The organism is Guptibacillus hwajinpoensis, from assembly GCF_005144865.1.
Lineage (GTDB): Bacteria > Bacillota > Bacilli > Bacillales > Guptibacillaceae > Guptibacillus > Guptibacillus hwajinpoensis_A.
Genome location: NZ_SWFM01000001.1, coordinates 687,758 through 701,115, shown reverse-complemented (window position 1 = coordinate 701,115; position 13,358 = coordinate 687,758). Strand labels below are relative to the sequence as shown.

Genomic DNA, 13,358 nt, shown 5'->3' with positions numbered 1-13,358 from the left:
AATTATGGCATATGTCCGTATCCAGGACAACAACGATGAAATCACCCCATGCAGTGTGATAAACTAGTATGTGATACATAGAGGATATAAAGAGAGAGGAGAGGTCATTGTGTCAGAACAATACTACATCATATCAGGGGAATTAACAGATCAAACGCTAACCTTTAGTCTGAATGAGGAAGTCGATTTGACTGCATATACAGCAACAGGAAATATGTTGGTGGATTCAGATTCATTATCATTCGTTTATTTACTTGACGGAGGAGAAGGGTATTCGTATATCCGTTTTCAGGAAGAAGTTTGGCCAATGCTCAACAATATTCTTATCAATGATCTGAACGTAATTGCCACTTCAGAAGGTGGGGATTATCTGGAACTTATTGAAATGAAAGAGGAACTATCCTATTTAGTTGAGAATATTAAAGATAACTCCAATTATGGAGAAGAGATGAATCAAGCTGTTGAGAAAGCATTTCTAACAGCCTCATAATAGATATTGTCGGTGGTGGTTGGATGAGAAAAAATTGGGAAGAATTTTTAGCACCCTATAAGCAGGCTGTAAATGAGTTGAAAGTGAAACTGAAAGGGATTCGTGAACAGTTTGAAAAAGCGGATGATCATTCGCCAGTCGAATTCGTTACAGGACGAGTAAAACCAATTCCAAGCATTCTTGATAAGGCAAAAAGGAAACAGATTGCCATGGACAGACTACAAGAAGAAATGCATGATATTGCAGGCGTACGGGTGATGTGCCAGTTTGTTGAAGACATTAATAAAGTTATTCATCACCTTCGTGGACGAAAAGATTTCGATATTGTTGAAGAACGGGATTATGTGACAAATCAGAAGGTAAGTGGATACCGTTCCTATCATGTAGTGGTTCAATATCCTGTCCAAACCATTCAGGGTGAACAAATGCTTCTTGTTGAAATTCAAATAAGAACGCTTGCCATGAATTTCTGGGCAACGATTGAGCATTCTCTTAACTACAAGTACAACAAAAACATTCCTGAAGAGGTTCAAAAGCGACTTCAGCGAGCGGCGATTGCTGCCTCCAAACTTGATGATGAGATGTCCGAAATTCGTGTTGAAATTAAGGAAGCTCAGAAGGTTTTTATGCAAAAGAAGGAAAATGAAAAAAAGAAAGCTGAAAACTAAAATAGACGAGGTGCCTAAATTGAAATTTGCAGTTAAGTCAAAAGGGGATCAAACTTCCAATCAGCTTCAGCAACGTATTAAAAATTACCTACGTGATTTCGATCTGGAATATGATGAAGCAGAGCCGGATATTGTGATTTCAGTAGGTGGAGATGGTACCCTTCTTCACGCATTCCATCATTATCAGGATCGACTTGCTGAAACAGCATTTGTTGGTGTACATACTGGGCATCTTGGTTTCTATGCGGACTGGACACCAGAAGAAGTAGAGAAGCTTGTTATTCACATTGCTAGAACACCATTTCAAATTGTTGAGTATCCATTATTAGAAGTGACGGTTCGCTATCTGAATAGCGCAAAAGAGAATCGGTATCTTGCATTAAATGAATGCACAGTGAAAAGTGTAGAAGGCTCTCTCGTGATGAATGTGGAAATTAAAGGTGATTTGTTTGAAACGTTCAGAGGAGATGGCCTTTGTATCTCCACTCCATCTGGAAGTACTGCTTACAACAAAGCGCTTGGGGGAGCAATTATTCATCCAGCTCTTCCATCCATTCAGCTTTCTGAAATGGCATCGATTAATAACCGTGTTTTTCGAACTGTCGGATCACCGCTCGTTTTACCACAGCATCATACGTGCTTACTTCGACCAGTGAATGATGTGGACTTTCAAATTACAATCGACCACTTATTCTTGTTGCAAAAGGATGTAAAATCCATTCAATACAGAGTAGCAGAAGAGAAAGTGAGATTCGCTCGTTTTCGACCGTTTCCATTCTGGAAGAGAGTAAAAGAGTCGTTTGTCGATGATGAATATTAATTTTAAGCAGTACTGTTCACTGGATGAACTGTACTGTTTTTTGTTTAAGATTAGCTATAATTAGGAATCGAAAGGACGGAGTGGGATGTCATCTTTAATGATGAAATGGATCGTAAGACAAGAAGAAGAGGGGATGCTTGTAAGAGAGTTTCTTTTGCAAGGAAAATCGCTTTCTAGAAGTATGCTGACGGATATTAAATTCAAAGGCGGACGAATTTGCGTGAATGGGGTAAGTTGTAACGTGCGTACCATTTTACACAATGGAGATGACGTTGAAATTACGTTTCCTGAGGAAGAAATAAGTGAAAGCATGACTCCTATGGATCTTCCGCTTCACATCATTTATGAAGATGAGCATTTCCTATTAGTGAATAAGGAAGCGAACCTGCCAACAATTCCTTCAAGGCATTCTGATGGTTCGCTTGCACAGGCCGTTCTCTACCACTATAAGAAAATAGAGTTAAATCGTACAATACATGCTGTAAATCGTCTCGATCGAGATACTTCAGGTTTAGTGTTATTTGCGAAGCATCGATTTGCTCACGATCTACTATCAAAGCAGCAGCGTAGTAAAGAAATGAAGCGTATGTATCTTGCCTTTGTTCATGGTGCAGTACATGGGAATGGTGAAGTGAATGCACCAATTGGGAGACGTGAAGGGAGCATTATTGAGCGAACAGTTCGACCAGATGGTCAACATGCTGTTACGAAGTACAATGTGATCGAACATCACGATTCTTATTCATTACTACAGTTAGCATTACAAACGGGCAGAACGCATCAAATCCGAGTCCATATGGCTTCAATTGGTCATCCACTTCTAGGTGATGATTTGTACGGAGGAACAAACGAGCTCATTTTAAGACAGGCTTTACATAGTGCGAAGCTTGAATTTTATCATCCATTTCTTGAACAAACACTCAAGTTTGAAGCAGATCTACCAGAAGACATGAAAAAACTTATTCAAAAGAAGTGAATTTTTCTTTCACAAAAGGCATGGATGAAGAAATTGAAATAGTCTTTAGCTCAGGATATCTGATGCCGGTAAGCTTACCACCGAATACACAGCCTGTATCAATATTAACAGTGTGGTTAACCCATCTTGGCTCTAGAACTGGGGTGTGGCCGTAAACAATCATTGAGGCACCGTTATAGTTAAAAGCCCAATCTTTTCGAACAGGCATGCCATTTGGGTGAGATTCACCTGTAATATCTCCATACAAAACAAACGTTTTAACTTTTTTACCAGTATCACCTATATAGTGTTCTGGAATGCCTGCATGAGCTACGATTAGGTTTCCATCATCAAGGGACAAATAAAGTGGCGCGCTTTCATAAAGGGAAATAAAGCTCTTATAAATGGCATCTCTTTCAGTATGAGTAAGCCTAGTTAATTCAGCTACTGTTGTCTCAAGGCCATGCTTTTGTTGCACGTTCCTGCCAAGCATATACCTGTACAATTTATTACAATGGTTTCCTGGGCAGTAATAAGCCTGCTCGGTTTTCACAAGTTCGAATACAACTTTCAGAACGGAGATAGAGTCTGGTCCGCGATCCGTTAAATCACCTAAAAAGACAAGCTTTCTTCCTAATGGATGAACAGGTATCCCACTGGTCCAGTCGTAGTCAAGACGCTCTGTTAGAGAGACCATTTCATCAAAACAACCGTGAATATCCCCAATAATATCAAACAATGGAATGTCCTCCTTTATCTTCATGCACTGTTCGACTATCCATATTCTTTATCTCTTCCCTAATCGAGTAGAAAGTATCATCGGTATTTCTAGTACAAGATAAATAAATAACCTGCCATAGGCAGGTTATTCGAACATATATGTTTTGGTGCGTGAACGGACGTTTAATACGAGTCCGACAGCAATCATATAGGTTAGGAGAGCACTTCCTCCGTAGCTTACGAATGGAAGTGGTATTCCAGTAATCGGCAGGATTCGTATCGTCATACCGATGTTCTGAAACACTTGGAACGTTAGCATCCCAATTACACCTGCACAAAGGTAGCTTCCAAAAGACTCATTGCTTTCAAGGGCAGTATGAATCATTCGGTATACTAGTAGGAAGAAGATCGATATCGTAACACTTGCGCCAATAAATCCGAATTCTTCTCCAATAACGGCAAAAATAAAATCGGTGTGGGCTTCAGGGAAATATACTGTTCCATCAGAGTATCCTTTTCCTTCAAGTTTGCCTGATCCTATAGCGAGAATTGCTTTAGTTGCCTGATAACCTGCATCTGCATATTCTTCAGGTGCAAGCCACCCGTAGAAGCGGGCAAGCTGATAGTCATCGAGAAGATGTTCTTTAAAGAAAGCAGGAAACTTGAAAAAGATAAAGACGAATGCGGATATCCCTGCAACTCCCAATAAGCTTAGGAGTGAGAGCAACCGCCAACGAACACCTGAAACGAGAGTGATACTAATCACAATTGCCGTAAATACCATTGCTGTTCCAAGGTCAGGTTGAGCCATTACAATGAGCAGCGGTAGAGAGGCAATTCCAAAGATTTTTGCTAGTAAAATCAAATCCGTTTGGATCGTTTTGGTTTGGTGTTTTTCATGATGATTCACACTGGTCGAAGCAATAGTGATAATCAAGAAAATTTTCATAAATTCTGAAGGTTGAACGCTTCCTAGACCTGGAAGAACGAACCAGCTTTTTGCACCGTTTGTAACAGGAGCGATTTGGTAGCTCCCTATGTATTCGGGCATTATGGCAAGTAGGATAAGAAGAGATACACCAAATCCGTATAAGTACCATGATAACTGTTTAAAGCGATCGAAATCGATAACGAGCGTAAGAGAAAGAACAAATGCCCCAATGAAATACCAGGTTAATTGTCTTCCTGCGAAATTAAAGTTTTTTAAATCTCCTGGAAGTGAAGCTTGGGCACTATAGATTGCGACTGTGCTGATACACATCAGGAGAAATACAAAGAACAAAAGAGTGAAATCTATTTGTTGCCATGGTGTTTGATTGTCATTGTTCATGATATAATCCTTTCTAAAGAAAAGCGTTACTACCCATCACATTCCCTATCTTATCTGAAATCCTTCCGTTTGCAAATCGGTTACTGTATTTATTTTTGACAAAATAACTACACACCGACTAAGATAGGAAGGTAATTTTACTTTATTGACTCATTAAAGAACGGATTGGAACATCTTAAGGGAAGTTTATCGAACTATTAAGAGAAATGAAATAGCCATATTTGAGCATTTATGATCACTTTGTTAAAAAACATCAGGGAGGTGTGCAGAGTGGCTTACCAGGAGCAAGAAACTCAAGCTTTGTACGATGCATTAATCCATCACTTAGAGCAGGAAAGAATTGATTCATTTCGTGAGTTATTTCTCGATATCCATCCATATGAACAATCACAATTCTTCTTAACTGTATCTGAAGAAATCAGGCTGCTTGTGTACACCTATTTGTCACCAAGAGAAATGGCTGAGATTTTCCAGAACTTCGACATTGAGGAGCAGGAAGAATATATCTCAGAAATGGAACCTACTTATGCAGCCAAGATGCTTGCTGAAATGTACGCGGATGATGCCGTTGACGTCTTAAATGAATTAAATCCCGAGCAAATTGCAAGCTACCTCACGATTATGGATGATGATGCAGCAGATGAAATTAAAGAACTGCTTCATTATGAGGAAAAAACAGCCGGAAGTATTATGACTACCGAATTTGTAGCCATCAGAGCCCACCAGACAGTGAAGCGCGCGATGCAAATTCTAAGGCAGGAAGCTCCGGAAGCTGAGACCATCTATTATATATTCGTACTTGATTCGCAAAAAAGGCTCGTCGGTGTCATATCTCTTAGAGATTTAATCATTGCAGAAGAAGATACATTGATTGAAGATATCATGAACGAGCGTGTTGTGTCCGTCTCTGTGGGAGAAGATCAGGAAGAAGCCGCAAGAATAATGAGAGACTACGATTTTCTTGCATTACCAGTTCTTGATTTCCAGAATCACTTGTTAGGTATCATTACACATGATGATATCGTAGATGTAATTGAAGAAGAGGCATCTGAAGATTACTCTAAACTAGCGGCCATCTCAGACGATGGAACGCTTGATCGTAACCCATTTTCATCTGCAAGAAAAAGACTACCTTGGCTCATCATTCTGTTATTCCTTGGTATGATGACAGCGAGCTTGATTGGTCAATTTGAAGCAACCCTTGATAAAGTGGCTTTATTAGCCGTTTTTATTCCGTTAATTGCAGGTATGGCTGGAAATACTGGGACTCAAGCGTTAGCCGTAGTTGTAAGAGGAATTGCAACGGGTGACTATGAGGAAAATAGCAAGTGGGCATTAATTCTAAGAGAGGCTGGCACTGGATTAATAACCGGTGCAACGTGTGGTGTTCTCGTTACAATTATTATCTTTTTGTGGAAGGGAACCTTTTTCCTTGGCATGCTTGTTGGATTTTCGTTATTATGTACACTGATTGTCGCAACTCTCGCAGGTGCTCTAGTACCACTCTTAATGCATAAGTTAAATATAGACCCTGCAGTAGCTTCAGGTCCGTTTATAACCACGATTAACGATATTATAAGTATACTTATTTATTTTGGAATGGCGACAGCATTTATGAGCCACCTCGTATAGGTAGCAATGCAGTCGTTTTGAAGGAGGAAAGACATGGAACACGGTGCATCCGTATCATCATTAGTAATCGTAGTTGTTATCGCATTTCTCATACCGTTCATTTTACACCGTTTTAAGCTGAACTTCCTACCAGTAGTAGTCGCAGAAATCATCGCTGGTATTTTTATTGGACAGAGTGGTTTAAATCTTGTTCAAGGAGATACCTGGCTCGATACGCTGTCGACACTTGGATTTATCTTCCTCATGTTTTTGAGTGGACTTGAAATTGACTTTACTGTTTTTGCGAGTAAAAAGAAAAAAGTAAAGCTTCCAAGCGGTAAGATAGAACCAAACCGTGTTTTTGTTTCGTTCATTGTTTTTCTACTTGTATTTATTGTGTCCTATGCATTATCGCTCCTCTTTGTTGTACTAGGTTACACTGATAATGCCTTCTTCATGACGTTGATTATTTCAACCATTTCATTAGGTGTCGTAGTACCAACGCTAAAAGATGCAAGTATAATGAAAACGAGTATCGGTCAAACGATTCTTCTAATTGCCGTTATCGCTGACCTTGCAACAATGATCCTACTTGCGATTTTCGTCTCATTAAATTCAGGCGGAGAAGGCAATATGTGGCTGCTCCTTATTCTATTTGGAGCAGGGATTTTACTGTATTTTCTTGGTGCTTATTTCAGACACCTTTCATTCATCGAAACGATGTCAAAAGGTACCATCCAAATTGGCACAAGAGCTGTATTTACATTAATTATCGTCCTTGTCGGAATATCTGAGACTGTTGGGGCTGAGAATATATTAGGTGCCTTCCTTGCTGGTGCACTGGTATCCCTTCTTTCTCCGAATACAGAGCTCGTTCAAAAGCTTGATTCATTTGGATATGGATTTTTGATACCAATTTTCTTTGTAATGGTAGGTGTCGAACTTGATATATGGTCCCTATTCAAGGAACCAAAAGTGCTAGTTCTCATTCCGATGCTATTAATCGCCCTTTTTGTATCAAAACTTGTACCTGTTGTGGTTCTAAGGAAATGGTATGATACAAAAACGGTACTAGGTTCAGGCTTGTTGCTTACGTCAACTTTATCGCTAGTTATTGCAGCAGCTGAAATTGGTGAACGAATTGATATTATTGATGATCAGTTCTCATCAGCACTCATTCTAGTTGCCATTATTAGTTGTATTCTTGGACCTATTTTATTTAAGAAAATCATGCCGAAGCCAGAAGAACGTTCGCATGCGAAGAAACTTGCCATTATTGGGGCGAACCAAATTACGCTTCCAATTTCGCTTGAACTTAATCCTGCAAATTATGAAACGTCAATTTACCATACGAAACAAGAAAAAGTTGAATCTGATAAACAGAGTAGCCATTTTAGCGTTACTGAGTTATCAGATTACAGCATTGATACGCTCAAGAAGAGCGAAGTGTTTGATGCAGATATTCTCCTTATTTCATCAGGAGACGATGAGACAAATTCCGATATCGCGGTATTTGCAAAAGAGTACGGTACTGAACGAGTAATTGCGAGGATAGAATTAACTGAAATTGCCGATCAGCTTCGTGAGCTTAACATTGATGTCTTCTCAGTGTTCTTCTCCACGAAAGCTCTGTTAAAAGCACTTATTGAGTCACCTGGTGTTGTTAATATCTTTACAAGAGAAGAAAATGCCCTTTACCAAATCAATATGAACAATGTTGAATATAACGGTGTACCTTTAAGGAGCTTTCCTTACCTTGGGGATACGATCATTGTCCGCATTTTCCGTGGCAAAGATTCAATCGTTCCCCATGGTGATACTGAGCTTCGTATTGGTGACAGATTGATTGTGACAGGTAGTAGTGAAAGCGTTGAAGAAGTTCGTACGCTTCTGAGCTACTAGCGAAAGAGACCTCCCTTACAAATTAAGTAAGGGAGGTCTTTGTTATTTACAGGATTGAACACCTCTAAATGAATAATGAGAGGGATGAAGGTGATACTTCATATCATAAGAGAAGAGAGGAAGTGTGCGGATGATTAACGAAACACCACAAGTCATTTGTCCAGAATGCCATAAACAATTTACTTTGGAAGAGACGATTACAGCCCAGTCGAATCAAAATGTCATATTTGAATGTCCATCCTGCGGACATGAGAAACGTAATATTCAAACAAGTAAGGGATAATGAATTCCACATACGGTACGTAAAGCATGTTATAATTAGCACGTGGTGCTAATAACTAATAATAAATTCGAGGAGGAGCATGGATATGAACCTGTCTCTAGAAAACCGTACATATGTTGTAATGGGCGTTGCCAATAAACGAAGCATTGCCTGGGGAATTGCACAGGCGCTTAGCAGTGCTGGTGCACGATTAATCTTTACTTACGCAGGGGAGCGTCTTGAGAAGAATGTTCGAGACCTTGCAGCGACACTCGATCGTGATGATTCGGTAATTTTGCCGTGTGACATTACAAACGACGAAGAGATCGATGCAACATTTGCTCAGATTAAAGAAGAAGTTGGTGTGATTCATGGGCTAGCTCACTGTATCGCATTCGCTAAAACAGAAGAACTTAAAGGTGAGTATCTGGAAACAACACGTGAAGGGTTCATGCTTGCGCACAATATCAGCTCTTATTCTCTAACAGCTGTTTCCAAAGCTGCACGTCCACTTATGTCTGAAGGAGGAAGCATTCTTACAATGACTTACCTCGGTGGCGAGCGCGTCGTGAATAACTATAACGTGATGGGCGTAGCGAAAGCTTCTCTTGACGCAAGTGTTAAATACCTTGCTAACGATTTAGGTAAAGATAACATCCGCGTTAACGCAATTTCTGCAGGGCCAATCAGAACGCTTGCAGCAAAAGGAATTGGTGATTTTAACTCTGTTATTAAAGAGATTGAAGAAAAGTCTCCAATGCGTCGTACTGTGACGAAAGAGGATGTAGGAAATACAGCGTTATTCTTAATGAGTGATCTTTCTGGAGGAATTACTGGTGAGATGATTCATGTGGATAGTGGATACAATATTATTGCAACGTAACACGAAAGACCACGGTTCTTCATGAACCGTGGTCTTTTTCGTTGGCTCTTTTCTAAAAGATTGTTGCTTTTAAAAGAAGTTTTGTATAAAGAACCAAATTTAGCTAATTGGAGCGGAAGGATGCTCGACTCCTGCGGACAGGTGAGACCCCACAGGAGCAATTTTTTTTGTGCGCCGAGGAGGCTCTGCGCCCGCATCAAGGAAAGCGAGCATCCTGGAGCAAAAATCCCTCACTCTTATAGCAACAAAGTATACGACAAGAGCCTTTTCGTTTTATCACACGATTGGTAGTTACCAGTTGGATGTTGATTCATACCCAAATGTAAGTAATAAGTGATTAGCTTCTTCTTTGAACGCATGCTTTATTTCGTTGTCAAATTCTTTCCTCCATCCACCAATTTTTCCTGAGCGGAATGTATTGGAACTAGAAGGATTAAGGTTAGAAAGGATTTTGGAATACATCTCACTTTTAGAAGTGGGTGGGGTTAAATCCTTCCAAAGAAACTGGATAATCTTCTTTATTGCTTTTTCTCTAGATTCCTCGTTAATCATTAGTTCTTCATATGAAACATGATGTGTCTCCTCATGAAGCAACCATTTATAATAGAGAAAGAAGTATTTATCAAAACTTGGCCACTTTCCTGAAACACCGTTAATGATAGCAAGATGTCGCTCTTTGTCCGATTGATAGGTTATATTGAAATCATTATGGAGTGGATGCGTTTTCCACTTCTCTTTAATGTAATAGGACAAAGAGATACAAACATCTCTAGGATCGCGGTGAATGAAGATATGCTTCATTTGAAGATGTTGAAGTAATTGTACATATTCTTGACTATAGCGAATATGACCTAAACCGAATTCGTTAGGAGAAAGGAGGGTTAGTCTATTTTTATGATCAGCTAAGTAATCTTCAGGCACTAAGGAATTTGTGAAAAAACGCTTGAAACTAGTCCGGTCAGAAGAGATTTCAGGCATACCAGTTAAAATTTGATAGAGTAAATAAGTGCCGCTTTTCGGAACGGACGTCATTAAAAAAGGGGGGAGCTGATTATGCATCGACCTCACCTTTCATTCACATTTTGTCATATTCTATGCTATTAATAACTGAGATTGATTAAGATTAAAACAAAAAAACCGGTTTGTTTTGGCACCAAACCAGTTATATAAATTATTTACCTGAGTACTTGTCTTTTACCATTCTTATAGCTTGAATTTGTTTGCAATCGACAATAAATGTGTCGGTGCAATCAATAAATGTAGCGCAACATGTTTTTGAGTCTACATTAATAAACTTCATATTAGAAAAGTAATCTATGCCATTGATAATTAGATCTACAAATGCACCTGAAGGTAGTTTCTTAAGTTGATCACAGATACATGTATCGCACGATTTTTTCGATTTCTCTTTTTTGTGGCAATCTTCCTCACATTTATCTTTCGACTTCTTGTCATGCTCACAATCGTCATAACATTTATGCTCTGACTTCTTGTCATGCTCACACTCGTCATAGTATCTATGCTTTGACTTTTCGTAGAAACAATCCCACTCATCGTGGCATTTATACAATTTCTTCTTGCAACAATCCCAATCATGATTGAAAAGGCTCACAGTCATCCTCCTTAAATGAAGATTTACCCGTATTACAATAAGGGTTTATACACTATATTGAAGCTTGACTGATTCTGTATAGATAGGAACCTATTCTACAATAAAATGGTTAGTCGCTCATGGGGTTTAATAATTAATTTTGGAAAACTAGTACGATTGTCCATTCATATAAAGAATACATACATAGTTATGTAATACGTCATGTTTTATTATCTTAAGGTAGAAAGGAGCGATAGCATGGCAAGTAAACTATACGTCAAACTTCGTGAATACATTGGTGACACATTTTCTGAGATACATTTAATAAGCAGTGGACCTGATGATTTAATATTAATGAATGTAACGATCCTAGAAGTAAGTAGTAATTTTATGCTTGTTAGCCAGCCAGGATCTGGTGGTTCTGGTGAGATCATGGTTCCTTTAAGCAATGTGGTTGCGATTATGGAATAGCTAGTAAAGACTCCAATTCTATTGGGGTTTTTTCTTTTTGATAATTTAAGAAAAAGCGAGGGTTTCCTCATTCTAATTAGAAAGATGAAAGGATATTTTACATTGTCCAGATTAAAGCTTTTGTTTATTACAAAGGATCATACTTTTCATATTGATAAGAGTAGTGTGTATTTAATAGATGAATTGAAGAAGATCTGCGATTTAAATGTATGGACTACAAATGGGAATATAAATGAAATAATTAATCAAATCGGGGAAAGACCAGACTTTATTCTCCTAAACGATCATAAACCAGACTACTGTCCTGATATTTCTGGGCTTAAAAATATGAAAATACCATTTGGACTCATCATGCATGATTTGCAGTATAAAATGTATAAGAAAAAAAGATTTATTAGACAAGAAAATGTCCAGCATCTATTTGTTAACTATCGAGATGCCTTTAAAAGATGGTATCCAACATACATTGATCGAATGATTTGGTTCCCACACCATGTTCCATTAAAGGTGTTTAAAGATTATCAGGTAAGTAAAGATTATGATTATCTTATGATGGGCGCTATTTATAAGGAACTATATCCGCTAAGGGTTGCCATTATGAAGTGGTATAGAAACAATCCTGCTTTCACTTATGTTCCTCATCCAGGTTATAAGACAATGGACCATATTGGTAAGGGATATAAGGTAGGTATAGACTACGCTCGAGAATTAAACAAAGCCAAAATCTTCTTCACTTGTGATTCAAATTATCATTTTCCATTGCTAAAGTATTATGAAGCTTTAGCCTGTGGAACACTACTACTTGGTACAGGATCAGAAGAATTAAGAGATCTTGGTTTTATCGATGGGAAAACTTATGTAGAGATTAACCAAAGTAATTTCAATGAAAAGGCAAAGTATTATCTGAAGAATGAGGCAGAGAGACTTTCAATTGCTAAGCGTGGAGAAGAGCTCATTCAACAAAGGCATTCAACAGAAATAAGAGCGAGGGAACTAGTTGTTCAAATTAGTAAGTTAATCGATTAGTAAAATAAGAAGGCGTACCATGTCTTAAAATACATGATACGCCTTTTGTATTATCCGATTGAATAACCGCTGAATGTGATTGGTCCTATTACTTCTGCTTGATCTAATAGAAGAGATGAGTCAAGTTCCACTCTAACTGAATAAGAGTGGTAACCCCCAGGAGCGTTTGTCTCAATTGCTTGGAATGAAATGGTTTGGAAGTCACCGACATCTTCATCAAGAGTGATTCGTGTTGTAAATATGACTGCTGAGTTTCTAAAAATAGTAAACAGAGCCGTAGGTGTTAAAGCCGTAGCCTTTACACCAACTGTAGCATTAAGAAGGACGTTATTAGATTGATTCGGTACAAAAAGTCCGAAAGCTGCAAGTTTAATGGATTGTGGTGTCATAGGGATAGTTCGATTCAGCGATTCGCTTGCAGAAGTTGGGACACTAGAGCCAAATCCGAAAATTTGTTTTGCCAAGAAAATCCTCCTTTCTTTATTTGAATACTGTAGGATATGAAATTTGAATAGATTTGTATAGACAAGCCTCTCTAAAAAGGAATTTAGATTGAAAAATGATGAATACGCATAGTAGCTCGTCCAGTACGATAAAGAAAATCTAATCATATGATAGTGAAAAGAGCG

The 13,358-nt window shown here is 38.5% G+C and carries 14 protein-coding genes; 9 read left to right on the top strand and 5 right to left on the bottom strand.

Annotated elements, in window-relative coordinates:
* Positions 1 to 109: 109 nt before the first annotated feature.
* The 4 genes from FBF83_RS03500 to FBF83_RS03485 all read left to right on the top strand — a co-directional run bounded on the left by FBF83_RS03500 (position 110) and on the right by FBF83_RS03485 (position 2,954).
* Positions 110 to 490, top strand: a complete 381-nt coding sequence (locus FBF83_RS03500) for a hypothetical protein (RefSeq protein WP_136945733.1) — start codon at positions 110 to 112, stop codon at positions 488 to 490.
* Positions 491 to 513: 23 nt separating this feature from the next.
* Complete coding sequence (locus tag FBF83_RS03495) at positions 514 to 1,158, top strand: GTP pyrophosphokinase (protein ID WP_136945732.1); 645 nt, start codon at positions 514 to 516, stop codon at positions 1,156 to 1,158.
* Positions 1,159 to 1,177: 19 nt separating this feature from the next.
* Positions 1,178 to 1,978, top strand: a complete 801-nt coding sequence (locus FBF83_RS03490; protein WP_240687960.1) for an NAD kinase — start codon at positions 1,178 to 1,180, stop codon at positions 1,976 to 1,978.
* A gap of 85 nt (positions 1,979 to 2,063) precedes the next feature.
* Positions 2,064 to 2,954 (top strand): RluA family pseudouridine synthase, encoded by an 891-nt coding sequence (locus FBF83_RS03485; RefSeq protein ID WP_136945730.1) that lies wholly within the window; start codon positions 2,064 to 2,066, stop codon positions 2,952 to 2,954.
* Here the strand turns inward: FBF83_RS03485 and prpE are convergent.
* Both prpE and FBF83_RS03475 read right to left on the bottom strand, forming a co-directional pair.
* Positions 2,938 to 3,696, bottom strand: a complete 759-nt coding sequence (prpE, locus tag FBF83_RS03480) for a bis(5'-nucleosyl)-tetraphosphatase PrpE (RefSeq protein ID WP_136945729.1) — start codon at positions 3,694 to 3,696, stop codon at positions 2,938 to 2,940. The two genes, FBF83_RS03485 and prpE, sit on opposite strands and share 17 nt — an antisense overlap.
* A gap of 102 nt (positions 3,697 to 3,798) precedes the next feature.
* A complete protein-coding gene (locus FBF83_RS03475) occupies positions 3,799 to 4,983 on the bottom strand; it encodes an FtsW/RodA/SpoVE family cell cycle protein (protein ID WP_136945728.1) in 1,185 nt (394 codons plus the stop codon).
* A 231-nt stretch (positions 4,984 to 5,214) separates the two neighbouring features.
* On the opposite strand from FBF83_RS03475, the gene mgtE reads away from it, so the two are divergent.
* The 3 genes from mgtE to fabI all read left to right on the top strand — a co-directional run bounded on the left by mgtE (position 5,215) and on the right by fabI (position 9,641).
* Positions 5,215 to 6,615, top strand: a complete 1,401-nt coding sequence (mgtE, locus tag FBF83_RS03470) for a magnesium transporter (RefSeq protein ID WP_136945727.1) — start codon at positions 5,215 to 5,217, stop codon at positions 6,613 to 6,615.
* Positions 6,616 to 6,648: 33 nt separating this feature from the next.
* Complete coding sequence (locus FBF83_RS03465) at positions 6,649 to 8,496, top strand: monovalent cation:proton antiporter family protein (protein WP_136945726.1); 1,848 nt, start codon at positions 6,649 to 6,651, stop codon at positions 8,494 to 8,496.
* A 368-nt stretch (positions 8,497 to 8,864) separates the two neighbouring features.
* A complete protein-coding gene (gene fabI, locus FBF83_RS03460) occupies positions 8,865 to 9,641 on the top strand; it encodes an enoyl-ACP reductase FabI (RefSeq protein WP_136945725.1) in 777 nt (258 codons plus the stop codon).
* A gap of 291 nt (positions 9,642 to 9,932) precedes the next feature.
* Here fabI and FBF83_RS03455 read toward each other — a convergent pair whose 3' ends face one another.
* On the bottom strand, positions 9,933 to 10,700 hold the full coding sequence (locus FBF83_RS03455) for a sulfotransferase domain-containing protein (protein ID WP_136945724.1): 768 nt from the start codon (positions 10,698 to 10,700) through the stop codon (positions 9,933 to 9,935).
* A gap of 112 nt (positions 10,701 to 10,812) precedes the next feature.
* Positions 10,813 to 11,253, bottom strand: a complete 441-nt coding sequence (locus tag FBF83_RS03450) for a hypothetical protein (RefSeq protein ID WP_136945723.1) — start codon at positions 11,251 to 11,253, stop codon at positions 10,813 to 10,815.
* Between the two features lie 237 nt (positions 11,254 to 11,490).
* Between FBF83_RS03450 and FBF83_RS03445 the strand changes: the two genes are divergently transcribed.
* Both FBF83_RS03445 and FBF83_RS03440 read left to right on the top strand, forming a co-directional pair.
* Entirely contained in the window at positions 11,491 to 11,703 is a 213-nt protein-coding gene (locus FBF83_RS03445; protein ID WP_136945722.1) for a hypothetical protein, read from the top strand.
* 102 nt (positions 11,704 to 11,805) lie between these two features.
* The gene (locus FBF83_RS03440; protein WP_205665297.1) at positions 11,806 to 12,729 is read left to right on the top strand and encodes a glycosyltransferase; all 924 of its coding nucleotides are present in this window, start codon (positions 11,806 to 11,808) and stop codon (positions 12,727 to 12,729) included.
* Positions 12,730 to 12,779: 50 nt separating this feature from the next.
* Here FBF83_RS03440 and FBF83_RS03435 read toward each other — a convergent pair whose 3' ends face one another.
* Positions 12,780 to 13,193, bottom strand: a complete 414-nt coding sequence (locus FBF83_RS03435; protein ID WP_136945720.1) for a hypothetical protein — start codon at positions 13,191 to 13,193, stop codon at positions 12,780 to 12,782.
* Positions 13,194 to 13,358: the final 165 nt, after the last annotated feature.

What these genes read in the sequence shown, in the direction of transcription:
- FBF83_RS03475 (WP_136945728.1), bottom strand. Translation starts at nt 4,983, where the DNA reads ATGAACAATGACAATCAAACACCATGGCAACAAATAGATTTCACTCTT.
- FBF83_RS03445 (WP_136945722.1), top strand. Translation starts at nt 11,491, where the DNA reads ATGGCAAGTAAACTATACGTCAAACTTCGTGAATACATTGGTGACACA.
- FBF83_RS03495 (WP_136945732.1), top strand. Translation starts at nt 514, where the DNA reads ATGAGAAAAAATTGGGAAGAATTTTTAGCACCCTATAAGCAGGCTGTA.
- FBF83_RS03465 (WP_136945726.1), top strand. Translation starts at nt 6,649, where the DNA reads ATGGAACACGGTGCATCCGTATCATCATTAGTAATCGTAGTTGTTATC.
- fabI (WP_136945725.1), top strand. Translation starts at nt 8,865, where the DNA reads ATGAACCTGTCTCTAGAAAACCGTACATATGTTGTAATGGGCGTTGCC.
- FBF83_RS03485 (WP_136945730.1), top strand. Translation starts at nt 2,064, where the DNA reads ATGTCATCTTTAATGATGAAATGGATCGTAAGACAAGAAGAAGAGGGG.
- prpE (WP_136945729.1), bottom strand. Translation starts at nt 3,696, where the DNA reads ATGAAGATAAAGGAGGACATTCCATTGTTTGATATTATTGGGGATATT.
- FBF83_RS03455 (WP_136945724.1), bottom strand. Translation starts at nt 10,700, where the DNA reads ATGCATAATCAGCTCCCCCCTTTTTTAATGACGTCCGTTCCGAAAAGC.
- mgtE (WP_136945727.1), top strand. Translation starts at nt 5,215, where the DNA reads ATGATCACTTTGTTAAAAAACATCAGGGAGGTGTGCAGAGTGGCTTAC.